The organism is Bacillus sp. FSL W8-0848, assembly GCF_038007805.1.
Lineage (GTDB): Bacteria > Bacillota > Bacilli > Bacillales > Bacillaceae > Bacillus > Bacillus glycinifermentans.
Genome location: NZ_JBBOYB010000001.1, coordinates 435,346 through 459,220 on the forward strand (window position 1 = coordinate 435,346; position 23,875 = coordinate 459,220).

The 23,875-nt window shown below is 46.7% G+C and carries 22 protein-coding genes and 1 pseudogene; 13 read left to right on the plus strand and 10 right to left on the minus strand.

What is annotated here, in order from left to right; translation table 11 throughout:
• Position 1 precedes the first annotated feature (1 nt).
• Positions 2 to 733, plus strand: a complete 732-nt coding sequence (locus tag NSQ39_RS02260) for a thioesterase II family protein (RefSeq protein WP_216898853.1) — start codon at positions 2 to 4, stop codon at positions 731 to 733.
• Positions 734 to 752: 19 nt separating this feature from the next.
• Here the strand turns inward: NSQ39_RS02260 and NSQ39_RS02265 are convergent, their stop codons facing one another.
• Positions 753 to 1,673 carry a DMT family transporter gene (locus tag NSQ39_RS02265; protein ID WP_216898855.1) on the minus strand — a complete coding sequence of 307 codons (921 nt, stop codon included), beginning with the start codon at positions 1,671 to 1,673 and terminating at the stop codon, positions 753 to 755.
• 135 nt (positions 1,674 to 1,808) lie between these two features.
• Between NSQ39_RS02265 and NSQ39_RS02270 the strand changes: the two genes are divergently transcribed.
• The gene (locus tag NSQ39_RS02270; RefSeq protein ID WP_341014086.1) at positions 1,809 to 3,158 is read left to right on the plus strand and encodes an aminotransferase-like domain-containing protein; all 1,350 of its coding nucleotides are present in this window, start codon (positions 1,809 to 1,811) and stop codon (positions 3,156 to 3,158) included.
• A gap of 32 nt (positions 3,159 to 3,190) precedes the next feature.
• Here NSQ39_RS02270 and NSQ39_RS02275 read toward each other — a convergent pair whose 3' ends face one another.
• Positions 3,191 to 3,862 carry a 4'-phosphopantetheinyl transferase family protein gene (locus tag NSQ39_RS02275; RefSeq protein ID WP_046130936.1) on the minus strand — a complete coding sequence of 224 codons (672 nt, stop codon included), beginning with the start codon at positions 3,860 to 3,862 and terminating at the stop codon, positions 3,191 to 3,193.
• An 81-nt stretch (positions 3,863 to 3,943) separates the two neighbouring features.
• Here NSQ39_RS02275 and NSQ39_RS02280 point away from each other — a divergent pair, with 81 nt between their 5' ends.
• Together NSQ39_RS02280 and NSQ39_RS02285 are read left to right on the plus strand one after the other, a co-directional pair.
• A complete protein-coding gene (locus NSQ39_RS02280; protein ID WP_341014087.1) occupies positions 3,944 to 4,726 on the plus strand; it encodes an alpha/beta hydrolase in 783 nt (260 codons plus the stop codon).
• A 53-nt stretch (positions 4,727 to 4,779) separates the two neighbouring features.
• Positions 4,780 to 5,646 (plus strand): AraC family transcriptional regulator, encoded by an 867-nt coding sequence (locus NSQ39_RS02285; RefSeq protein ID WP_046130937.1) that lies wholly within the window; start codon positions 4,780 to 4,782, stop codon positions 5,644 to 5,646.
• 159 nt (positions 5,647 to 5,805) lie between these two features.
• Here NSQ39_RS02285 and NSQ39_RS02290 read toward each other — a convergent pair whose 3' ends face one another.
• Positions 5,806 to 6,468 carry a YczE/YyaS/YitT family protein gene (locus tag NSQ39_RS02290; RefSeq protein ID WP_046130938.1) on the minus strand — a complete coding sequence of 221 codons (663 nt, stop codon included), beginning with the start codon at positions 6,466 to 6,468 and terminating at the stop codon, positions 5,806 to 5,808.
• A 107-nt stretch (positions 6,469 to 6,575) separates the two neighbouring features.
• Complete coding sequence (locus NSQ39_RS02295; RefSeq protein ID WP_046130939.1) at positions 6,576 to 7,691, minus strand: Gfo/Idh/MocA family protein; 1,116 nt, start codon at positions 7,689 to 7,691, stop codon at positions 6,576 to 6,578.
• Between the two features lie 118 nt (positions 7,692 to 7,809).
• Between NSQ39_RS02295 and NSQ39_RS02300 the strand changes: the two genes are divergently transcribed.
• The 3 genes from NSQ39_RS02300 to NSQ39_RS02310 all read left to right on the plus strand — a co-directional run bounded on the left by NSQ39_RS02300 (position 7,810) and on the right by NSQ39_RS02310 (position 12,407).
• Positions 7,810 to 8,691, plus strand: a complete 882-nt coding sequence (locus NSQ39_RS02300) for a LysR family transcriptional regulator (RefSeq protein ID WP_175075207.1) — start codon at positions 7,810 to 7,812, stop codon at positions 8,689 to 8,691.
• Positions 8,692 to 9,008: 317 nt separating this feature from the next.
• Entirely contained in the window at positions 9,009 to 10,670 is a 1,662-nt protein-coding gene (locus tag NSQ39_RS02305) for a pyridoxal phosphate-dependent decarboxylase family protein (RefSeq protein ID WP_175075206.1), read from the plus strand.
• A gap of 15 nt (positions 10,671 to 10,685) precedes the next feature.
• Positions 10,686 to 12,407, plus strand: coding sequence for a methyl-accepting chemotaxis protein (locus tag NSQ39_RS02310; protein WP_175075205.1), 1,722 nt, complete (start codon positions 10,686 to 10,688; stop codon positions 12,405 to 12,407).
• A gap of 39 nt (positions 12,408 to 12,446) precedes the next feature.
• Here NSQ39_RS02310 and NSQ39_RS02315 read toward each other — a convergent pair whose 3' ends face one another.
• The 4 genes from NSQ39_RS02315 to NSQ39_RS02330 all read right to left on the minus strand — a co-directional run bounded on the left by NSQ39_RS02315 (position 12,447) and on the right by NSQ39_RS02330 (position 16,246).
• The gene (locus NSQ39_RS02315; protein ID WP_046130943.1) at positions 12,447 to 13,190 is read right to left on the minus strand and encodes an amino acid ABC transporter ATP-binding protein; all 744 of its coding nucleotides are present in this window, start codon (positions 13,188 to 13,190) and stop codon (positions 12,447 to 12,449) included.
• Between the two features lie 14 nt (positions 13,191 to 13,204).
• Positions 13,205 to 13,906 (minus strand): amino acid ABC transporter permease, encoded by a 702-nt coding sequence (locus NSQ39_RS02320; RefSeq protein WP_046130956.1) that lies wholly within the window; start codon positions 13,904 to 13,906, stop codon positions 13,205 to 13,207.
• Complete coding sequence (tcyA, locus tag NSQ39_RS02325; RefSeq protein WP_046130944.1) at positions 13,893 to 14,702, minus strand: cystine ABC transporter substrate-binding lipoprotein TcyA; 810 nt, start codon at positions 14,700 to 14,702, stop codon at positions 13,893 to 13,895. The genes NSQ39_RS02320 and tcyA overlap by 14 nt, the downstream gene beginning before the upstream one ends.
• A 128-nt stretch (positions 14,703 to 14,830) precedes the next feature.
• Positions 14,831 to 16,246: a sigma-54 interaction domain-containing protein gene (locus NSQ39_RS02330; protein ID WP_046130945.1), complete on the minus strand. Its 1,416-nt coding sequence runs from the start codon at positions 16,244 to 16,246 to the stop codon at positions 14,831 to 14,833.
• Between the two features lie 244 nt (positions 16,247 to 16,490).
• Between NSQ39_RS02330 and NSQ39_RS02335 the strand changes: the two genes are divergently transcribed.
• The 3 genes from NSQ39_RS02335 (at position 16,491) to rocF (ending at position 20,234) form a co-directional block, all read left to right on the plus strand.
• Positions 16,491 to 17,693 (plus strand): ornithine--oxo-acid transaminase, encoded by a 1,203-nt coding sequence (locus NSQ39_RS02335; RefSeq protein ID WP_046130946.1) that lies wholly within the window; start codon positions 16,491 to 16,493, stop codon positions 17,691 to 17,693.
• A 241-nt stretch (positions 17,694 to 17,934) separates the two neighbouring features.
• Positions 17,935 to 19,329, plus strand: coding sequence for an amino acid permease (locus NSQ39_RS02340; RefSeq protein ID WP_373688003.1), 1,395 nt, complete (start codon positions 17,935 to 17,937; stop codon positions 19,327 to 19,329).
• Positions 19,330 to 19,340: 11 nt separating this feature from the next.
• Positions 19,341 to 20,234, plus strand: a complete 894-nt coding sequence (gene rocF, locus NSQ39_RS02345) for an arginase (protein ID WP_341014088.1) — start codon at positions 19,341 to 19,343, stop codon at positions 20,232 to 20,234.
• Between the two features lie 108 nt (positions 20,235 to 20,342).
• Here rocF and NSQ39_RS02350 read toward each other — a convergent pair whose 3' ends face one another.
• The gene (locus NSQ39_RS02350) at positions 20,343 to 21,005 is read right to left on the minus strand and encodes a YczE/YyaS/YitT family protein (RefSeq protein ID WP_341014089.1); all 663 of its coding nucleotides are present in this window, start codon (positions 21,003 to 21,005) and stop codon (positions 20,343 to 20,345) included.
• Between the two features lie 114 nt (positions 21,006 to 21,119).
• Between NSQ39_RS02350 and NSQ39_RS02355 the strand changes: the two genes are divergently transcribed.
• The 3 genes and pseudogenes from NSQ39_RS02355 to NSQ39_RS02365 all read left to right on the plus strand — a co-directional run.
• The gene (locus tag NSQ39_RS02355; protein ID WP_046130949.1) at positions 21,120 to 21,572 is read left to right on the plus strand and encodes a MarR family winged helix-turn-helix transcriptional regulator; all 453 of its coding nucleotides are present in this window, start codon (positions 21,120 to 21,122) and stop codon (positions 21,570 to 21,572) included.
• A gap of 20 nt (positions 21,573 to 21,592) precedes the next feature.
• The gene (locus NSQ39_RS02360) at positions 21,593 to 22,111 is read left to right on the plus strand and encodes a GNAT family N-acetyltransferase (protein WP_046130958.1); all 519 of its coding nucleotides are present in this window, start codon (positions 21,593 to 21,595) and stop codon (positions 22,109 to 22,111) included.
• Between the two features lie 26 nt (positions 22,112 to 22,137).
• A pseudogene (locus NSQ39_RS02365) lies at positions 22,138 to 22,755 on the plus strand (FMN-binding negative transcriptional regulator); the annotation flags it as partial.
• 153 nt (positions 22,756 to 22,908) lie between these two features.
• On the opposite strand, the gene NSQ39_RS02370 reads toward NSQ39_RS02365, so the two are convergent.
• Positions 22,909 to 23,781, minus strand: a complete 873-nt coding sequence (locus NSQ39_RS02370) for a LysR family transcriptional regulator (RefSeq protein ID WP_046130950.1) — start codon at positions 23,779 to 23,781, stop codon at positions 22,909 to 22,911.
• Positions 23,782 to 23,875 lie beyond the last annotated feature (94 nt).

Here is a 23,875-nt window from a genome sequence, read left to right on the forward strand (position 1 = left end):
CATGAACGATATATTGAAAACTTTCGGGCCGTCTTCGGGCGGCATGCAATTGATTTGTTTTCCGTATGCAGGGGGCTATTCTGCATCATTCCGGCCGCTTTATGACTGCTTAAAAGCGGACTGTGACATGATGGCGATCGAACCGCCCGGCCACGGGACGAATCAAATGGAGCTTGTCGATGATTTGGAGGCGCTCATCGGGATGTACAAGACGGCACTGAAGCCGAAGCTGACGCGTCCGTTTGTGCTGTTCGGCTACAGCATGGGGGGAATAGTCGCATACAGAATGGCGCAGAAGCTCGAAAAGGAAGGAATCTTTCCGAGCGCCGTCATTATTTCGGCGATCCAGCCCCCTGATTGCAAGCGGAAAAAGGTGTCCCATTATGATGATGATGCCTTTCTCGACCATATCATCCAGCTTGGCGGAATCCCCGATGAGCTCGTAAGGAACAGGGAAGTCATCAACTATTTCCTCCCATCCTTCAGGGCAGACTACCGCGCGCTGGAGTCGTTTGTTCACACCGATCATTCGCTTGTCAACTCGCCTGTATACATATTGAACGGCGATCAAGATGAGAAATGCATGAGAGACGCTTCCGGCTGGAAAAAGTGGGTCAGGGAAGCCGAATTTCATACGTTTGAAGGCGGTCACATGTTTCTCCTCTCAAAAACGGAGGAAGTTGCAGCATGCATCAGGTCGATCCTCGCGGAAGCGGGCCAAACAATACGATAAAACGGAAAATCGGCGATTGTCAGCCGATTTTCCGTTTTTTTAATTGAGGACGCTTTTCTTTTCTTGTAGCGCCGATGATTCCGGCAATAATCACGATCGAACCGGCGATATGATACCATGCGAGCGTTTCCTGCAGCAAAACAACACCCGCCAAAATCGTCACCAATGTGGCCAAATGATTAAACAAGCTGATTTTCGCAGCTTCAATTTTCGATAAAGCATAGTTTGACAAGAAGGATGTCGCAAACGATGACAGCAAACCCAAATAAAGAATCGCCAGTACAAAGGCCGGATGCCGGAATGGCGCGAAGAAATCGTTAAGCGTCCCATCAGTCATATGGTCGAACGCGGCGATTCCGTTGAAAAAGACGAAGCCCGCGGCCGTGATCACATACGTTAATTCCAATGAGCTGAATCTTTTTGTCATCTTTCTGGCCAAGACGCTGTAGCCTGCTGAAGAAAACGCCGACAGCAGGATCAGTACAGCTCCTTTTACATTGGTGCTGCTAACGCCCGCGCTTTTCATTAAGAAAATGAAAGCCACGCCAGCCGCTGACAAAACCGTGAAAAAGAACTGCCGCCTGCTGAAGCGTTCCTTTAAAAAATAAGAAGCCAACAGCATCGTCAAAATCGGGATCGAGGCTTGTATAATCCCCGCTTCCGAGGAAGACGTATAGACGAGCCCAAAGGCTTGAAAACCAAAAAACATCACCGGATAAAATAAAGCGAGCGGCAAAATCAACAGCACGTCCTTCGCGCGGATGCCGATCTTGACCCAGCCGCACAAAAGGGGAATGAGCGCGGCGCAGAATGCGGCGGTAAAGCGGTGTGCGAGCAGGTCAAGCGGTCCCGCCGCTGCAAGCGCCAGTTTTACGAACAAAAATGAAAAACCGATGATAAAGGCGTATAACAAAGCTGCAACATAAGCAGATTTATGCAAATAGGATCACCCCGAATCGTATGCATGCAATACATGTGATTTGACCGGTCTCTGTCATCATATACGGCGGAAAAGTTTGATACAATACAAAAAAAGCATATCTGTACCGATACAGATTTGGAGAAGGAGACAAGCATGCAAAAATACGTCGGGCTGATGAATAAACTGGAGTCGTTGATCGAGGAACGCTCATTTCAAGAGGGGGATAAGCTCCCGTCAATCCGTACGCTTGCAGGCGAGTTTCGCGTAAGCAAAAGCACGGTGATCCGGGCGCTCAGCGAGCTGGAAAAGCGGCATATGATCTACTCGGTGCCAAAAAGCGGCTATTACGTCGTGAAAAAGACGAACAAGCTGCTGAACAGGGAGAGGAGCGTCATTGATTTCGCGGCATCCGCCCCTGATCCTGATGTTTTTCCGTACCTCGATTTTCAGCATTGCATCAACAAAGCCATTGATACGTACAAAAACGATTTATTTATATACGGAACGCCGAAAGGCCTTCCGTCTTTGATCGAAGTCGTCCAAAAAGAGCTCGCAAATGCACAGGTCTTTACGAAGCAGGACAATATTTTCATCACGTCAGGCGTTCAGCAGGCTTTGTCATTGCTTGCTTCGATCCCTTTTCCCGATCAGAAGCGGAAAATCCTGATTGAACAGCCAACCTACCATTTGCTGCTCAAATATCTTGAAGTTCACCGGCTTCCGGTGACCGGGATCGAACGGACGGCGCAAGGAATCGATCTGCAGCGGTTAGAGCTGCTTTTTCGCACAGAAGATATTAAGTTTTTCTATACGATGCCCAGGTTTCACAATCCGCTCGGAAGCTCCTATACCGAAAAAGAAAAAAAGAGCATCGTCCGATTGGCGGAGAAGTACGGCGTTTTCATCGTCGAGGATGATTTTTTAGGAGATTTAGAGGGGAATCAGAAGGCGGACCCGCTGTTTTCCTACGATGTTTCCTCACGCGTGATTTATTTGAAAAATTTTTCTAAAATCATTTTTCCCGGGCTGCGCGTCGGTGTTGCCGTGCTGCCGGATTCTTTGACAGAGGCGTTTAATCAATACAAACGGCTGACGGATATCGACAGTTCGATGCTGTCGCAGGCCGCTTTGGAAATCTATTTAAAAAGCGGAATGTTCGAAAGGCATAAGCAAAAAATCCGCGCTTCATACGAAAAACGGTCGCGCCTTTTGCATGGCTTGCTGAGTGAGCTCGCCGGATCAGCGGGAGAACTTGTTGACTTTCACCTTCCTGATCAGCCATGCGTCCATACCCATCTCGTCTTGGACCGCAAACTCCCGGCGTCCCGGATCATCAAAAACATGAGAAAGCGCGGCGTTTTGCTGGAGCCTGTCGATGCCCATTATTTAGCAGGTTTTCAAAAACGAAATTTGTTGAAAATCAATACCACCAATGTAAAAGAGGAGGATATTCCGCGCGGTATCGAGCTGTTAAAACAGACGATCTGCACATCGCGTTATTAAAAAAAGGCTGTGATTCTTTAGATCACAGCCTTTTACAGCTCATCATACCCTTTAATTTCAATTTTGCCGGGAAAATCGGGCTCAGCGGAACAGACCGCCATTTTATAATCGGGGTCAAGCTCATACGTTTTCATATAACAAGGCGGGTGGCCTGAAGGAACCTTCAGTGAAACGCGGCCGTCTTCTGCGAGCTTGACGGAAAACGAATCAAGCGGCAAAGACAGGCCCTTTCCCGCCTGTTTGACAAAGCTTTCTTTCATCGTCCATAAATGATAGAAATAGGATAGCCGTTCAGGCTCGCTTTTTTCCATCAAGTCGCGATATTCTTCGGAGGAAAAAAAACGTTCAGCAATATCGTAATTGACCGGTTTGATTTTTTCGACATCCACTCCGACCGGGGAGCTTCCGGCTGCGCATAAGATCCATTTTCCGGAATGGGAGATATTGAAATGAAAGTTCGGCAAGCCGAGAGCAGACGGCTTCCCATACCGGCCGGAGGTAAATGCAATTTGTTCATTCGCCAGGCCGAACGTTTCGCTGATGATCTTTCTTATGAGGACTTCCCCGATCAGCGTCCGATTGGCGTCTTCCGGATATCTGTATCGCTTCACCTTGTCCTGCTTTTCTTCAGACACCATGGCCATCATTCGTTCGAACTGGCCGGAATTCGGAAGCTCATTCATAGAAACAGCGTAAATCTTCATCACGTGCAACCTCTTTACATGAAATTTAATCTATTTTGATTGTAGCAAACATGAAAGGTAGACGAAAGGAGTTAAAAAACGATGAATGGAACACTGATAAATGACACGTTTTCCGGCAGAGAGCTATTGATCTATCTGCCTCCTTCATATCAGACTGGCCGAAAACGCTATCCGGCGCTTTACGTTCATGACAGGGGGGATCTGTTTAATCCGGGGTTTAGCGATAGCTTAGAGATGATTGAACATTTCTGCCGCCGCGGGGAAATGCCGGAACTGATCATGATCGGCGTGGCTTCAGAAGACAGGGAAAACGAGTATACCCCTTTTCCGCAGCCTCACTTAAAAAAAACGGATCATACATACGGAGGAAACGGCGCTCATTACGCCGAATTTTTGGCAAGGCAGCTAAAGCCGTTTATCGACCGGAACTATTTGACAGATGGGAGCCGCGAAAACACCGGGATCATCGGGAAGTCGTTCGGCGGGCTCATCTCGATGTATACAGCATATTTGGAACCGCAAACGTTCGGGAAAATCGGAAGCCTGTCGGGTTCCTTTTGGTTTAAAGGAATGATTGAATATATGCGCGGACACACCTTTCTAAATCCAGATCTGCGCATTTATATGGATGTGGGGAGCACGGAGGGAACAGACCGGGACAATCTTCAGAAAGAAATGATTCCGAGAACAAAGGAAGCCTTCCGCATTTTATCAGAAAGCGGGGTGTCAGGGGAACATCTCAAATTTGTCATTGATGAAGGCGGAGCGCACAGATTCGAGCGGTTTGCGAAGCGTTTTCCGGAAGCGGTCAAATCGCTGTTTGCAGACAGCCGGCCTTTTCTGTCACAACAAAGCACAGAATGACAGGAATTCCTGACCTTTGACTGATATGGTGGGAACTGAAAGGAGAAACAACAATGGAAGTCGTGAATCGTTTGGCTGATAGCATTGATTTTATCGAACAGAATCTTGACAAGGAATTGCGCCATGAAGATATTGCAAAGATCGCCTGCTGTTCAAAATTTCATTTTCAGCGCATGTTTTATATGCTGACGGGCAGTACGCTCGCTGACTACATCCGCAAACGGAGGCTGACCGTTGCAGCCCAGGAACTGGCTTCATCAGATGCAAAAGTCATTGATGTCGCTTTGAAGTATGGATACAACACACCTGAATCGTTTTCTAAAGCGTTCAGCAAGCTTCACGGAATGAGCCCTTCACAGGCGCGAGAAAAAGGCCGGACGCTCAAGGCATTTCCCCGTCTTTCCTTTCAAATTCAAATCAAGGGAGCAGAGGACATGAATTATAAGATCGTCCAGAAAGAATCGTTTCACATCATGGGCAAAGCTATTCAGACAAATGTAAGTATGGAGCAAAACAAAGTCGAGATTCCGGCGTTTTGGGATGAGCTGAACCGAAACGGCTTTACAGAATCATTGAAACCGTTCGCCGGACCGCTCGGCTTTCTCGGTGTATGCATGGATTTTAGCGAGCAAGCCGACACATTCACCTATGTCATCGGCGTCGAAAAAACGACCGAAGATCTTCCTGAGGGCTGTATCGTGAAAGAAGTCCCCGCATTAACGTGGGCCGTGTTCGATGCCGCAGGTCCCGTGAATCCAACCGTTCAGGCAACATGGGAGCGGATTTTCTCGGAATGGTTTGCGGCTACAGGTTATGAACATGCAGACGTCCCCGAATTAGAAACCTACCCGGTAGACGGGAACATCCTGGCTGAAGACCATGTCACACAGATTTGGATTCCGATTGTGAAGAAACGCTAAATATATATGATTGATTTATTCAAATTGACCATCCGTCAAAAAGCAAAAATCCGGAAAATGCGAGATTGAGGAAATGTACAATGAGATAAAGGATCGGCAGTTAGGTGAACAGCCGGCGGTAAAAAAAGAGGAAACCGGAACAGTCGTCCTGGTTTCCTCTTATCCGTTTTTCCTCAATGAAAACTGAACCGGCCGGGCCGCTTCAGCACGGCGTCCTGATACAGCGTATGCAAGGAGCCGTTTGGACTGCGGCAGCGAAAAGCGCAAAATCACGCCTGTCAAAATTGCGGTCAGTACGGTGCCGATGCCGATCGGGCCGCCGAGCAGCCAGCCGATAAACAAAATCGTCAGCTCCATGCCGTTGCGGACCCACTGCACATTCCAGCCCGTTTTCTCAGAGATCAAAAGCATCAGGGAGTCGCGCGGACCCGCGCCGAGATTGGCTGACACGTAAATGCCGACGCCATAACCGGTAAAAACGATGCCTAAAAGAAAAATGACGGCCGTTGAGACGTGTGTTTCAGGGTCTGGAAGGATGAAGTTAAAAAAATCTATAAAAATACCGATCAACAGCATGTTTAACAAGGCGCCGATTTTCGGCCAAGCCTTTGTAAACAGCGAGGTCAAGCCGACGATGACTGCTCCGACAATGATCGACCATTGGCCGACGGACAGCCCCAAAAGGACAAACAGTCCATAATGGAACGCGTCCCACGGACCGATGCCGAGCGCTTTTCCTTCAATTGTAAGAGAAACCCCAAAAGACAACACAATCAATCCGACAAAATAAAAAAGCCAGCGCAGAACGAATTCCCGCTTCAATCGATTCCCCTCTTTCCGAAAAAAACAATCGAGTGTTATTGTAACACAATCCGATGCCGATCAGAATAGGAATTATCGACCGAAAGCCTGTGAAACAAGCCTTTTGGCTAATTCAAAACGACGGTTTGCCCTGTTTCAGCAGACTCCCGAACCGCATCCAGCAGCATGTGCAGCTTCACGGCATCATCAAAGTCGAGAATGTTCCGCTCGTTTTCAAGAATATCTTTCGCCAGCACGCGATACGCTTTTTCAACATATCCAGCCGGGTGAGCGTCTTTTTCTGCTGACTGTCTGACGTGCTGCCAACGGATATGGTCAGCGCCTGTTAACAAAGCTGAAACCTCGGGATAGGCCATTTTTTCAAGTATAAGGCCGCCGAATTGCACATGTCCGAGTGAACGCTGCTGTGAAAGCCGGAAAGCGCCTTTTTCCCCTTGGATTTCTAAACGAAATGCCGGGTACACGCCGCCTTGAATATGAACGGATGCTGATGCGCCGCTCGCAAGCGTTCCGTTTATGACGATTTGATCAGCGGTATTTTTGGCAATCGTTTCGCCTGTTTCAGTGATGACGGCTTCCGGATAATTGATATTCATCAATGCGGACAGTTCTTTGAAGCCGCCGAGTATATAGCAAAGTGCATCAAGCGAATGACCGCCGTTGATGGCGAGCAGATCAGCGCCGTTTTCCTTTTGCAGCAGATAGCTGCTTTTCTCGTCCGTTACCCCGCCTTTTCCGTGCGTGGAGACGTGCATCGTGCAAGACAGCACCCTTCCGATGTCGCCTTTTTGAACCGCCTGCTTTAAGCAGTTGATTTCCGGGGATTGCCTTGCCTGCAGTCCGACGGCATGGCGGATGCCCGTTTTCTTTGCCAATTCAGCCAGCTTCTTCGCTTGGTTTGTGTCGATCGCAAGCGGCCATTCGCAATACACGTGCTTTTGCTCCCGAATTGCTGCGGTGACTGCTTCATCATGAAACGGAACCTTTACACTGACAACGACTAAATCGACATCCTTAGATCCCGCCAATGCCCGGTGATCTGCAAACGCGAGCGGTGCGCCGATTGCCGCTGCGCTCACTCTTGCGGATTCCATGTTGGACGTTCCGATCGCCGTAATCTGAAAATCCGGATGTTCCGTAAGAACCGGAATATGAGTCCGGCTGGCCCATTGATTATTCATTGAGCCTCCGATGATTCCCGTTTTGATCATACCATGCTTCATCAATGATCCCTCCAATTCCATTATGTGCTTTTCACCAGTATAATGAGATATGATGATCATGAAAAATGTTAATATATGATGCTTATATCAATTTTTTTGATGGGAAGGCAGGGAACTGATGGATATAGAAAACATGAAGGCGTTTGTTTCCGCAGCGGAGCTGCAAAGCATATCGGCTGCCGCCGTTAAACTGAATCATCTGCAATCCAATATGACGGCCAAGATTAAAAAAATAGAAGCTCATTACGGACAGGAGCTGTTCATCAGAAGTTCGAAAGGCGTCCGGTTGACAAAAGAAGGGGAAATCCTCTACCGGCAGTTTAAAAAAATGCTGCTGTTATGGGAAGAAACAGAAAATAAAATGAAAATGTACGATGAACAGCTCCGGGTCGGCACGATGCTATCGATCGGGGGAACGAAATTGGCGGGTTCGTCATTAAGCAGGCTTTATCAATTGTATCCGAACTTATCAGTGACGCTGAAAACGGGATCGACGGAATATATCGAGGAACAGCTTCTTCTGGGAAATATTGATATAGCATATACGATCGGATCAATGAACAACAAAAACATCCATTACGAACAATCGGGTGTGGAGGAAATGGTTATCATCGGGGAAGGGATTGAAGAAAGGACGAGATTGGAAGAGTACATAGAGGGCAAAAACGTCCTTATCCTTTCAGATCAATGTTTGTATCTCTCGATCTTGAACAATATGTTCGCGGACATGAACATCACCCGCGGCGAAACGATCGAGGTCGGCGACATGCAGACGCTCGTCCAGCTTGCTTCAATCGGCATGGGCATTTCCCTCGTTTCCAAAAGAGTCGCAAAACGCTTTAAGGCCGGGCCGTTTTTGGAGGCGCCGCCTTCCTGCCGATACGTCAATACGTATATGATCACCCGTTTGCATCATCAGCTGACACCGATCGAAAAGCAGTTTAGAGAGCTTACCCAGTCCTTATGTACAATGAATAGAAACGAAAGGTTTTCCGAATGAAATAGAATGGAGATTTATCGTTATTTTGCCTTTTAGCCGGCAGGTTTGCCCCCTCTTGTTCGCCTTTGTCCCGCGTTTAAGCCCTTCAATCCGAAAGCTTCTTTTTAAAGGTTAATAGAACATGTTTTTTAAACATAATTTTACTTAAACTTCTTAACAATGCGTTAAGAAGTTTTTTACATTAACCGCAAAAACCGCAAAAATAAAACAATTTAAAGAAAATTGGCTAGAAATCCTAAAAAATTAGGTATATTGCCCGATATGGCGAGTGAGATATTTTTTTGAAATAAACATAAATACAGTCAGGAGAGAGAAACATGCAACAAAGCAAGACATCAGATGTACAGAAATGGTTTCCGAGCGAAGACGGAAATGAAGCGAAGAGAAGCGAATTTTTATCGCTCATCGAGCAGCTGATCCGCGGAGTCGACGATTTGAAAAATCCGGATCAGGTCAACCTCAATGGAGTGAAGGACCGGGAAGGACTTTTTTATGAAAAATTGATTTCCGAAAGCAAAATTCCGGTTTCAGGACGTCCGATGGAAGATGTCAATGAAGAGCTGCTGAAGCTTTTGCACAGCCATCCGTACCATTCAAAATACTTTTTTACCAACATTCTTCCGATGGCCAGCATTCCGGGAATCTTAGGAATGATCACGGCCTTCATGGTCAACGGCAATAATTTGTGGGATGTGTACGGGCCGGCCGGCGCAGAGGCTGAAGTGAAGGTCATCGCGATGATGTCAAAGCTGGCGGGCTATGATGCCGAAAAAAGCGGAGGTTATACGACGTGGGGCGGACAAGGCGCGGTCTTCACCGGACTTCGGATCGCGATTGCGAAAATGGCGCCATCTGCACTTAAGGAAGGCGTTCCTGGGAACTTCTATGCCTTCTGTTCAGAAGCTGCGCATTACAGCTTGTTTAAGTCAATGGAAGCGACAGGGCTCGGCAGCGATCGCCTGATCAAAGTCAAAACCAACCTTGATCACTCAATGGACACGGGCGATTTGCGGAAAAAGATGAGAGAGGTTTGCGAAAATGGCGGTATTCCGGTTTATATCGTCGCCACGACGGGAACAACGGATGCGATCGGGATCGATGACGTCCGTGGCGTGCGGCTTGCCGCTGAAGAGGTATCCCGCGATTTTGAACTGCCTGTACCGCACATCCACGCCGATTCTGCACTTGGCGGATTTTTTGCGTTTTTTAATGATTATGATCTGGATGAGAACGCTTTATCCTTCAGTCCGGGCGTCCTCAGCATGATCAAGCCGATCAAGGAGAAAATGCAGCACTTGCACGAAGCCGACTCGCTTTGCTTTGATTTTCAAAAGCTCGGCCAGACGCCTTATGTCACAAGCCTGTTCCTTGTCAAAGATGCCAATGATTTGAAACGAATTGACCTCGATCCTGAGGAGACGCCTTATGTCGGCCACCGCGGCTATGGCGAGTATCATACGGGCTATACGCTGGAATGTTCACGGATGGCCAGCTCCATCAGCATGTACAGTGCGCTGTTGTCGTTTGGGCGAGAAGGCTATCAAAAGCTCCTCGGCCAATTCCTTGACGTCAATCATCATTTCCGCGGGGAGCTCATCCGCCAGATTCCGCAGGCGGACATTATGAACCCCGACAACCACGGGATGTCAACGCTGTTCCGGATCTATCCTGAAGGGGCGCCGAGATTTGCCGATGAGATGTCGGGAGAATGCAGCGTTCAGGAGCTAAAGAGGAACAATCTGCTGAATGAAAAATTATTCGAGAAGCTTGGGGAGCATCGGGACAAAATGTTTTTCGGCGATACGAAAAAGCACCTGATCGCCGGGACGCGGGAAGGGATCGAAGTTCCGCTGTACGTCAGCAAATTTTTCGTGATTTCTCCTTATACATTGCCTGAGCACGTGCCGCATATCGTCGCCTACTTAAAAGAAAAAATAGAAGAAGTCTGCCGGCAGTTTGAATCTGCCATGACGAAGTAAAAGGGGATATGGATGATGAATACGCTTAAGAAAAAGTTGACAGGACACATTTCCGTTAAAATCATGGCCGGCGTCGCGTTGGTTTTGATCATTACGATCGCCTGCTTTTCGGCCGTTTTTAATGTGATCAGCAAGGACTTGTCAGAGCAATTAAAACAGCAATTTCAAAACCGTCTTCACACAGACATTAATCTTGCGGAAGACCAAATCAATCGGATAAAAGGCAATAAACTGGACATTACATCCGCAGACAGCGATCTGTATCAACAGACGAAAAAAACGGTGGATGAGCTGAAAAAGAAAAACAAGCTCGAAAATCTTTACATCCTTTCCAATCAGGGAGGAAAAGAACGAATCATCATTTTATCTGATACGGCCGATGATTTCGGGACGCCATATGCTTTTTCAGCTAAGATGAAAGAGGCGTTGGCTGAAAATAAAACGACGGTAAGCGATGTATATAAAGACAAGTACGGAATTCATCAATCGATTTTTCTGCCGCTTACTGACTCTCAAGGGCAGCAGACCGGCATATTGGGCATTGACCTTGATGCTTCCGTCATTCCGCAAACGGCTGAGAAAGCGAAATGGTATACGCTCGGCATTTCGTTATTTGTGATGCTGATCGGGATGCTGATGGCTTATTTCCTCGGTACATACATTTCCAAGCCGATTCGGAAGCTGATGAATGCATCGGAAAAAATCGCAGACGGTGATCTGTCAGCTGAAGTAACCGTTAAGAGCAGCGATGAAGTCGGCAAATTAGCGGCTTCGTTCGAGCGGATGAGCGATAATTTGCGGAATTTGATCGGGCACATTTCAGCATCTTCCGAAGAGGTATCAAGAACGAGCCTTCAGCTGAAAAATGTCTCCTCTGAATCGAGCGAGAGCGCGGTTCAGGTCGCAGAATCGATGAACAGCATGAGCGAGGGAATCAACGAGGTCGTTTCATCGGTTACTGACTGCAGTACATCCACTGCTGAAATAGACAAACAGATCTCGCACGTGACCGAAAAAGTGAACGAAATGAAGCAGGTTGCCGAAGGCGTCAGCAAAGATTCCAAAACAGGCCAGGAGCTTGTGGAAGAAACGCTGCAGCAAACCAATACGATCAAAAACGTCATGGAAGAGTCGAAGCAAGCCGCTAAAGAGATGCAGAACCATACCGACGAAATCGAAAAAGTCATCGGAATGATTTCTTCAATTGCCGAACAGACGAATTTGCTGGCGTTGAATGCTTCGATTGAAGCCGCGCGCGTCGGAGAAGAAGGTCAGGGCTTTGCGGTCGTCGCAGGGGAAGTCAGAAAGCTGTCCGAACGCTCGGCTGAAGCCGCTTTATCCGTTTCACAGCTGGTGGCGGGAACGCAGGAAAGCAGCCGTCTTGTGATGGAGCGCATTGAAGAGGGCAATGAAGCCGTCGATAGAGGACAGATTTTAATCAATGGAACGTATGAGAATTTTTCAGGAATCTTTAAAGGGATTTCTCAATTTGCCGAGAGAACGGATCAATTGCTGAAATCGCTGTTAAAAGTAGAGGAATCGTATGAAAAGATCTCTTCAGCCATGGAGCAGATTTCCGCTGTTACAGAAGAGCAGGCGGCAGGTTCTGAAGAAGTGGCGGCAGCAGCCGAGCAGCAAAGCGCAGGCATGCAGGAGATCGCATCAGCGATCGAGCAGCTTTCAGCTCTGTCTGAGGAGCTGAATAAAGCGGCATCCCGCTTTAAAATAGCCGAATAAACGACAAAAACAGCCTGACCGGTCAGGCTGTTTTTTCGTTTATACCGGATTCAAAATCCGATTTAAAAATTGTTTGGTCCGCTCTTCCTTCGGGGCAGAGAAGATTTGCCCAGGCGGCCCCTGTTCAACGATCACGCCTCCGTCGATAAACACGACTTCATCCGCGACGTCCTGCGCGAATTTGATTTCATGGGTGACGACGACCATTGTCCAGCCTTCGTTTGCCAGGTCTTTCATGACCTTCAGCACTTCTCCGACCAGCTCGGGATCGAGGGCGGATGTAGGTTCGTCAAACAGCATCAGCTCCGGCTTGATCGCAAGGGCGCGGGCAATGCCGACGCGCTGCTGCTGTCCGCCCGAAAGCTGAAACGGATAAAGATCCATTTTTTCTTTAAGGCCGACTTTTTGCAAAAGCTGGATCGCTTCTTTTTTGACCTCCGCTTTATCGCGTTTTTGAACCTTGACGGGTCCTTCCATCACATTTTCGAGTACAGTGCGGTGCGGAAACAGGTGATACGCCTGAAACACCATTCCCGACTTTCTCCGCAGGCGAAGCAGGTCGGCCTGTTTTTGTTTCTTTGAAAAATCGATCGTAAAGTCGTCAAACGAAAGAATGCCGCGGTTTGGAATTTCGAGCGCGTTCAGGCAGCGGAGCAGCGTCGTTTTTCCCGAACCGGAAGGTCCTAAAATGGCGATTACTTTTCCTTTTTCGATATTCAAATCGATCTTTTTCAAAATTTCGTTTTCACCGAACGATTTATTAAGCCCCTTGATCGAAAGCATTGTCTGATCCCTCCTTATTTGGCCACATACCGGTCCACGCGCCGCTCAACCAGCTGCTGAACGATCGCCAGCACAAAGCAGATGATCCAGTAAATGAATGCGGCTTCGATATAAATAACTAAAATTTGATCGAGATTGGCGGCGCCGATTTCCTGGGCTTTTCTGAACAATTCGGCGACCAGAATCTGCGATGCGAGAGATGTATCTTTAATCAAGCTGATAAATGTATTGGATAATGGCGGAATCGAAACGCGCACAGCCTGCGGCAAAATGACTCTTGAGAGCGCCGTCTTCTGGGTCATTCCGATCGAGTAAGCGGCTTCCCACTGCCCTTTTGGAACCGACAGGATGGAAGCGCGGACGATTTCTGACGCATAAGCGCCGACGTTCAATGAAAACGCGATGACAGCGCTTGGGAACGGATCAATCGTGACCTGAAACGCCGGGAATAGGTAAAAAATGATAAACAATTGGACGAGCAGCGGCGTTCCGCGGATCGCCGAAACATAAATGCCGAAAATCGCCCTTAAAATGCGCGATTTTGACATTCTCGCCAGCGCCGTAATGAGGGCGATGATCATCCCGAATATAAAAGAGAGAATGGCAAGGGGAATCGAATAATAGATTCCCCTTACAAAAATCGGCCAAAACGATTCCCGTACAAGATCCCACGGGATGGCTGTACCGATGGCCGTCTGAATATTATTGAGTAACATCTTCGCCAAACCATTTCTTCGCGATTTTAGAAAGCGTGCCATCCTCTTTCATGTCTTTAAGCGCTGAATTCACTTTGTCAACCAGCTCGCCGCTGCCTTTGCGGAAAGCGAAATGAGTCGTCTGAGGTTCGCCTGTTTCAAAAGCGATTTTCAAGTTTTTGTTGCCTGATGTTTTCAAATAGTTGAGCACTGCGAGCTTATCGTTGTATGTGAGGTCAACGCGGCCTTGCTGGATTAATTGGAAAGACTGGGCCATTCCTTCAACGCCCTCGATATTCGCGCCCGCTTTTTTAGCCAGGTCGTTGTAGTTGCTCGTCAATGATTGTGCCGCTTTTTTTCCTTTAACGTCTTTTTCAGATTTCAGGCTGTTGTTGTCGGCTTTTGTGACGACGACTGCCTGTGATGTTGTATATGGATCAGAAAAATCGTATTTGTCTTCACGGCCTTTTTTTCCGACCTGGTTCGCGATGACATCAAAGCGCTTTGAGTTAAGACCGGCAAACATGCTGTCCCACTGCGTTTCTTTAAACTCTGCTTTCAGTCCGAGGCGCTTTGCGACTTCCTGCATGACTTCAACATCGTACCCGGTTAATTTGTCGGCTTTTTTGTCATGGTATGTGAAAGGTTCGTACGTTCCTTCCGTACCGATGGTGAGAACGCCTTTATCTTTAATTTGTGACCAAAGGTTTTTGTCACTGCCTGTGTTTTTATTGTCAGCATTGTCACCGGAGGCTCCGCAAGCTGCAGCTACGGTGATCAAAAGCGTCATGAGAACTGCGAATATTGCTTTTTTCATTTTATTCCCCACTTTTCTTATTGGATTTATTTGATATGATTTTACTTAAGGGTCTTCCAAAAGTAAAGCATAAACTTTTTTTAGTATGAGTCAAGAAATACGTTTTTAGTGATGAAAATAAAGAAGCTTCATCCCCGTTCCCGATCAGGCCGGATCCCCCATTTTTTCAAACGGTATTGGAGGCTCTGCCTGCTGATTCCGAGCGACCGTGCCGCTTGGGATATGTTGTTGTTGCATTTTTTGATCGTTTTTTGAATAAAATATTTCTCGGCATTCTCGATCTGCTCTTTTAAAGGAGGAGCCGATCCGGAAGGCTGCTGGGCAAAAAGGTCGAAGCCCGGATGTTTCGGCAGCTTGTCCGATGCTTTCGATTTTGCCCGGTATTGCAAAGGAAGGTGCGTAAGATCGATCTTTTCTTCATATGTCATTAAATTCATCGCGCCCTCGATCAAATGCTCAAGCTCTCTGACGTTTCCCGGCCAATCATAAGAAAGAAGGAAATCGGCGACATCGTTTTCCAATCCTTTGACCTCCATTTGAAACAGCACATTGTATTTATCAATAAAATGGTTTGCGAGAGGGATGATATCTTCTTTTCTGTCTTTTAACGGCGGGACGAACAATGTGACGACGCTCAGCCTGTAAAACAGATCTTTGCGGAGCCGCTGGGCGCTGATGGCATCGACCGGATCTTCGTTCATCGTCGCGATGATTCTGACGTCGATCGGCGTGTCTTTTGAAGCGCCGATTCGTCTGATCGTTTTCTCCTGGATGGCGCGCAGCAGTTTCGCCTGCAAATTTAAATCGAGCGAGTTGATTTCATCAAGCAGCAGCGTGCCTCCCTGTGCCTGTTCAAAAAGGCCGGGGCGGTCGACTGCACCCGTGAACGCTCCTTTTGCCGTTCCGAATAAAAGGCCCTCGACAAGGCTTTCGGGGAGGGCGGCGCAGTTTTGCGAAATGAACGGACCTGTTGACCTCTGGCTTCCATTATGTATGCTTTGGGCAAACAGCTCTTTTCCCGTTCCGGTGTCTCCGACGATCAGGATGGATGAAGAGGTGCGGGTCGCCCGCTTTGCGTGTTCGCAGACTTCCGTAAACGCCGGGCTCGCGCCGATCAGGCTGTCGAATGTGTACTTCGCATTTTCCGTTTTATTCATATTATCCCTAATGAGCCGCTCCAGCTTTGTGACGTCTTTTGCAATCTCAATCGCACCTTTAATATTCCCGTCTTTCAAAATGGGAAACGTATGATTGACGGTCGTAATCTCCTGGCCCTTATTATTGAAGTATGTCTGCTTGACGTTTTTGATCGTTTTCCCGTACTGGAGAGCCTGGACGAGCGTACTGTCATGCTGATCGGCAAACGTAAACACGTCTAGCAGGTTTTTGCCGAGCACATCCTCGACATCCATTCCTTCGATTTGCATCATTTTATTGTTATAAACGACAGATGTGCCGTTTTCATCGACGATATGCAGACCGATATCAAGTTCATTGATAATCCGCTGAAAAATCAGCTTCAGCAGTTCAAAATCCCTTAGCACATGTATTTCCCCCTTTGTTTGAAACTGCTTTTATTGTAAGCCACGAACGCTTCAGTGTGCAAAATTTTTATACATAGAAATTCTGCACTCCCTTTGAAAAGTGCAAAAATATTTGCGGAGGGACCGCCGGCATTCCTTCACAATTCGCAGTTTTCTCACTTGGCACGAAACTTGCAAATATGAAAGAGCGAGAAAGAAAAACAACATCTGGCTGTTGTCCGCCACACAAGAAGGAGGAATCTGAATGACTGTTTTATCAAAGTCCGAAGAAATTATGAAGCAGACGGCACAATACGGTGCCAACAATTATCATCCTCTGCCGATCGTCATTTCCGAGGCTGAAGGGGCATGGGTAAAAGATCCTGAAGGAAACAAATATATGGATATGCTGAGCGCATACTCCGCAGTCAACCAGGGGCACAGACACCCGAGAATCATTCAGGCGCTGAAAGATCAGGCCGATAAAATCACCTTGACGTCAAGAGCTTTTCACAATGACCAGCTCGGCCCTTTCTATGAAAAGGTCGCATCATTGACGGGAAAAGACATGGTGCTGCCGATGAATACCGGCGCAGAAGCGGTTGAATCTGCGGTCAAAGCGGCGCGGCGCTGGGCGTATGATGTTAAAGGCGTTGCCGACAATCAAGCGGAAATCATCGCTTGTACAGGAAACTTCCATGGGCGGACGATGCTTGCGGTCTCTCTCTCATCAGAAGAAGAATACAAGCGCGGCTTCGGACCGATGCTGCCTGGCATCAAGCTGATTCCGTACGGGGATGCCGAGGCGCTGAAAGAAGCGATTACGCCTAACACGGCGGCGTTCCTGCTTGAGCCGATCCAAGGGGAAGCTGGAATCGTCATTCCGCCGGAAGGCTATCTTAAGCAGGCAGCCGAGATTTGCAAGGAGCATAATGTCCTGTTTATCGCCGACGAAATTCAATCAGGCTTGGCGCGTACGGGCAAGATGTTTGCCTGCGATTGGGAAGAAGTTGTTCCGGATATGTACATTTTAGGGAAGGCACTCGGGGGCGGCGTGTTTCCGATTTCATGCATCGCGGCAAACCGCGACGTTCTCGGCGTATTTAATCCAGGCTCCCACGGATCGACCTTCGGCGGAAATCCGCTCGCATGCGCCGTATCTATCGCCGCGCTTGACGTATTGGAAGATGAGAGGCTTGCCGAACGTTCTTTGGAGCTTGGAGAATATTTTAAAGAAAAGCTTTCGCAAATCGACAATCCGAAAATCAAAGAGGTTCGCGGAAAAGGCCTTTTCATCGGAGTTGAACTTTCAGAGGCTGCAAGGCCTTACTGTGAACGCTTGAAGGAAGAGGGACTGCTCTGCAAAGAAACGCATGAGACGGTTATCCGTTTTGCGCCTCCTCTTGTCATATCCAAAGAGGATCTTGATTGGGCCATCGCAAAAATTTCCCGCGTGTTGTCGAAGTAAGGCGAAAGGCTGAGCAATAAGGGGTTGTTCAGCCCGTTTTTTCGCCCGGTCTGCGAAAATTGTCAAAAATTGAAATATAAGGGAATGATTCAGAAGATTTTAAAAATAATGATTTTGTCGGATTTAAGGGATTTTAGTATCAGGTAGACGCATAAGGGGTGCATAATACAGGGAGAAGTATTTGAAGGGTGTGAAAGGTTTGAACCATGAAAAAGATCAACAACACACATTGAAAAGGACGATGAAATCGAGGCATTTATTTATGATCTCGCTCGGCGGCGTGATCGGTACCGGTTTTTTTATGGGAACCGGCTTTACGATCAGTCAAGCCGGACCCGTTGGAGCGATCCTCTCCTATTTGGCGGGCGGGCTGATCATGTATTTCACAATGTTATGTCTCGGCGAGCTTGCGGTGGCAATGCCCGTCTCAGGCTCTTTTCAAACGTATGCGACTAAGTTTATCGGACCGGCGACAGGATTTGCCGTCGGCTGGATTTATTGGCTCGGCTGGGCGGTCACAGCGGCTTTGGAATTTCTATCCGCGGGACAGCTGATGAATCGGTGGTTTCCCAATACGAGCGCCTGGATTTGGTGCCTGATTTTTTGCGGGCTGCTGTTTTTGCTGAATGCCCTGTCGGCAAAGGCTTTCGGTGAGGCGGAGTTTTGGCTGTCAGGCATCAAGATCATCGTAATTATTCTTTTTATCATTTTAGGCGGCGGAGCCATGTTCGGATTGATTGACATGAAAGGCGGACAGCCTGCACCGTTTTTCTCCAATTTCGTCGAAAACGGTATTTTACCAAACGGTTTAAGCGCCGTATTTATTACGATGATCACGGTCAACTTTGCCTTCCAGGGAACAGAACTGATCGGAATTGCGGCGGGGGAGAGCGAAAATCCGGAAAAGACGGTGCCGCGCTCTATTAAACAAACGGTTTGGCGGACGCTTGTGTTTTTCGGCCTGTCTGTGTTCGTGCTTGCGGGATTGATTCCGTGGAAACAGGCAGGAGTCGTGAAAAGTCCGTTCGTCGTCGTTTTTGATCAAATCGGGATTCCATATGCCGCCGATTTGATGAATTTTGTCATTTTAATCGCGCTGTTATCGGTTGCTAATTCGGGCTTATATGCATCGACGCGGATGCTTTATTCGATGGCTGAACAAGGGATGGCCCCTGTTTCGTTAAGCAGAGTCAATAAAAGAGGCATTCCGATGAATGCGCTCTTGATAACCTTGGGCTTTGCCGGATTGTCGCTTTTCTCGAAGTTTATCAAAGCTGAAACGCTGTATATGCTGATGCTGTCGCTGGCGGGACTGAGTGCGCAAATCGGCTGGATCACGATCACGCTGTCACAGCTGCTGTTCCGGAAACGGTATATAAAAGAAGGCGGAAAGGTCGAGGATTTGAAATTCAAAACGCCGCTCTATCCGGTGTTGCCGCTTGTAGGATTTATTTTAAACAGCACCGTGCTTGTGAGCCTTGCCTTTGATTCAGAGCAGAGAATGGCATTGATCTGCGGAGTCGTATTTATGTTATGCTGCTATATCGTCTATCATTTTTTTGTTAAAAAGCGCCGCGCGGCAAAGCCGCACGAAGAAGAAAGCTTTATGGTACTGCAAAAACAAAACGAACGATGAGGTGATGGCTGATGAACAAACAGATTTCTCTGATTGGAATGCCGATGGATTTGGGACAGGCAAGGCGCGGCGTCGATATGGGACCGAGCGCCATCCGCTACGCAAGCATTGTCGAACGGATAACCGATTTGGGGTACGATATCGAGGATCTCGGGGATGTGCCGATCAACCGCGATCAGCCTAAACATGATGAGGGATTAAAAAATTTGGCATCTGTTTTGGAAGGCAATCAAAAATTGGCCGATATTGTCGACCATGTCATCGAAAAAGGCCGCTTCCCGCTCGTGTTAGGGGGAGACCACAGCATTGCTATCGGGACTTTGACCGGCGTTGCAAAGCATTCTCAGCAGCTCGGCGTGATCTGGTATGATGCGCATGGAGATTTGAACACCATCGAAACGTCGCCGTCCGGCAATATCCACGGCATGCCGCTGGCCGTAAGTCTCGGCCTGGGTGATGAAAAGCTCGTCAATCTTCACGGCTATGCGCCGAAAATCAAGCCGGAGCACGTCGTCATCATCGGCGCCCGCTCCCTTGATGAAGGAGAGCGCGAATATATCCGCAAAACGGGCATGAAGGTGTATACGATGCATGAAATCGACCGTTTAGGGATGACGCGGGTCATCGAGGAGACGATTGAATATTTGTCAGCGGACTGTGACGGCATCCATTTAAGCCTCGATTTAGACGGGCTTGATCCAAACGATGCGCCGGGAGTCGGAACGCCGGTCGTCGGCGGCATCAGCTACAGGGAGAGCCATTTGGCGATGGAAATGCTTTATGACGCAGATATCATCACGTCCGCCGAATTCGTCGAAGTCAACCCGATATTGGACCATAAAAACAAAACCGGCGAAGCGGCCGTCGAACTGGTCGAGTCGCTGCTGGGAAAAAAACTGCTGTAAACAACAAGAGCGCATCATGTGCTTCAGGCTGCCGTGAAAATCGGCAGCCTTTTTGATCTTCTCTTCAAAGGACGGTTTTAATTCCTGAGCAAACAAGTTCTCCTTTGGCTATGTGTGCGAAGGGGCTTTTTCTCTTTTCGAACAATCTTTTCTATCATTTGGTGATGGACGAGAGTGTGTTAATATGCGGTCTAATATTCTTTTAGTAAAAGGCATACAGTAATTAAGTATTAGCCCCCCTAAACATACGGTTAGCAAAGTTCCAACGCCGATTGGTCCATTGAAAACCACTGCCATAACCAAGAATACGAGGTAAATGAATGTTCTCGAAAAAAACAGATTTGTTCCAGTTAATTCTTGTATGATTAATGTTAATCGGTCAGTTGGAACCGGTGCAAAATTTGCGTGCAAATATGTTGCTGTTCCTAATCCGATAACAACTAAGCCGATTCCAAAACAAACAACTTTGCTGTACCATCGGTCCGGTGTTACAAAAAAGTGCAATAAAAAAAGCCACATATCAATGCCGATACCCGTTATACATGCTGTCAACAACCCCAACACTTCCGGTCTTTGTCTTTTTAAAATTGAATTACAACATATCAACATGAAAGCTATAATGATTTCCCAACTTCCGACATTCAGCCCCGCATTTACGGACAGTCCCACCAAAAGTGCGTCAAAAGGTGAAGCTCCAAGGTCTGATTGGACCGTGAAAGAAATACCAAGGGTTAGTATTAAAATTCCCAATACATAAAAAACATATTTCACTTTGCTCGACCTCTTCACTATGATTTTTATTGCGAATGCAACAAATTTGGGTTATATTAAATGTACGCCATTTTTATTGTATTTGCAACTAAAATATGTACTATGGAGGTCATTATGAAGGAAATTCTTCGTGAAATTGGAATGATTGCCAGGGCATTGGATTCTATAAGCAATATCGAGTTTAAAGAACATAACCTTACAAAAGGGCAATATTTGTACCTTGTCCGAATCTGCGAAAACCCGGGAATCATTCAAGAAAAGTTGGCCGAAATGATTAAAGTAGACCGGACAACCGCAGCCCGTGCAATAAAAAAACTGGAAATGAAGGGCTTTATTGAAAGGAAAGATGATGAATACAACAAAAAAATAAAAAAACTTTATCCAACAGAAAAGGGAAAAGAGGTATTTCCTTTTATAAAAAGAGAAAATGTTCATTCGAATCGTGTCGCATTAGCGGGATTTTCCGAAGAAGAAGCGGAAACCATTTTCAATCTTCTTCAAAGAGTAAGAAAAAATATAGAAAAAGACTGGGAATTTGTAAAAAAGGGAAACAAGAGAAACTATTGATAAAGGAGCGCCATATTGAAATGACGATCAATATAAAAAAGTGTACCCGTGAGGATTTGCGCAAACTTCAAGAAATTAGTTATGAAACATTTAATGAGACATTTAAGCATCAAAATTCACCCGAAAATATGAATGCCTATTTGGAAAGGGCGTTTAACTTAAAACAGTTAGAAACAGAACTATCCAATAGTTTTTCTCAATTCTTTTTTGTTTATTATCATAATGAAGTCGCCGGATATTTAAAGGTCAATATCAATGATGCCCAGTCTGAAGAGATGGGTGATGAATCACTTGAAATCGAGAGGATTTATATAAAGAACAATTTTCAAAAACACGGGCTTGGTAAATATCTGCTAAATAAAGCTTTGGAAATCGCACAGGAGTTCAACAAAAAGAAAGTCTGGCTAGGCGTGTGGGAAAAAAATGAAAATGCGATCGCTTTTTACAAGAAAATGGGGTTTGTTCAAACTGGAGCCCATTCTTTTTATATGGGCGATGAAGAACAAACGGATTTTATCATGACGAAAACAATCATATAACTTTTTTTAAAGGGGAGGGGATGATTATGTATATTCCAAAATATTATAAGGTTACAAATGCTGATGAAATTTGGGACTTTGTACAAGAAAACTCTTTTGGCACGATTGTCACGACAGAACGAGGGAAACCGATTGCCACTCATTTGCCATTGGGATTAAATAAAAAAGGTGATGATTGCTATATTACTGGGCATGTGGCTTATGGAAATCCCCAGTGGAGAACATTTGAATCCTGTGAAGATGTGCTTGTTATGTTTCAGGGGCCGCACGCTTACATTTCTTCTTCTTGGTATGCGCATGAAGAAGTACCAACATGGAATTATCAAGCCGTCCATGTATATGGTAAAGCAAGCATTTTAGAGAAAGATGAATTAGTAGAGGAATTAACAATCATGATGGAAAAATACGAAAAACATCGAGAACATCCAATTTTATGGGACAAACTTTCTCCTCAACTCTTAGAAAGTCAACTGAAAGGTATTGTTGGATTCAAGATTAAGGTGGGAGAAATTCAGGCAGCATATAAATTAAGTCAGAACCGAAATGAAACGGATTATATGAATATCATTGATCAATTACAAAATGAAGGAAATCCAAATTCGAGACAGATGGCAGAAGTGATGGAAAAAAGATTAAAAAACCGAAGCCGCCCGCTTTTATTAAATCCTCAGGATGCAAAAATACGGAGCTGTCATATTGGCAGAGCCGCTTCCGCGTTAGTGGAAGAAGAAATGTTCAAAAAAAGCCTGTATCGGTAATCTGCGATACAGGCTTTATCTATCGGTAACTAAATGTTCTTAAAACAAAGCCAAAAACTCCTTCACAGGCTTCGGCAAAAAGCTGTTTGCCCGCCAGACGACCGACGGTGTCAAAATAAACGGGTTGTCTTTTATCTCCAGCGTCTGAACGTGCCGGGCAAAATGCTCAGGCAGCATCGATAGCGGCAGAATCGTCGCCCCGAACCCCGAGGTGACGAGGCTGAGGAGCGTTGTGGAGTCATGGCACTCGCAGACGACCTTCGGCTCTGCGCCTGATTTTTGAAAAGCTTCGACGACCTTGTCGTATATACCTTTTCCATCTGACGGCCTAAGCAGGATTAACGGCAGTTTTGAAATTTCTTTCATGTCGGCTTTCCCGCTGAGGCCGTATGATTGATTTCCCGGAAGGACAAGCTTGCAGGGGATGTCGGGAAGACTTTTCGATTCGACGTTTTTGCTGTAAAAAGGAGTTGTCGTAATAGCCGCGTCAATCTGCCGGTTTTCCAGCAGTTTGTGAAGCCGTGAGGGCTCTCCCTCCCAAATATTAAACAGCAGGCTGGGATATTTCTCTCTGATCTGCGACACTTTTGACAACAAAAGCGCGGCACAGTAGATCGTTGAGCCGACGGCAAGCGTTCCGGCGACTTCCTCGCGCAATTCCTGCACTTCGAGAATCGAATCCCGAAGCTTATGCAAAATGTCTTTCGCCCTTTTATAAAAAACTTCCCCTTCATAGGTCAGTGTCAGACTCTTCTTTTTGTTGCGGTCGAATAGCACGACTCCGAGTTCTTCCTCCAATTGCTTCAACTGTCTGGAAAGCGGCGGCTGGGCGATATGCAGCTGCTTTGCCGCCGCTGTAATTTTTCCTTCCTCCGCAATCGTGACAAAGTATTTCAACTGACGGATATCCATTTTCGGGAACACTCCTTTTTATACCTTAAAAGTATTATATATAGATATTATAGATATTTTCAATATGGTAATTAGAGGCGTATCATTTGAATTG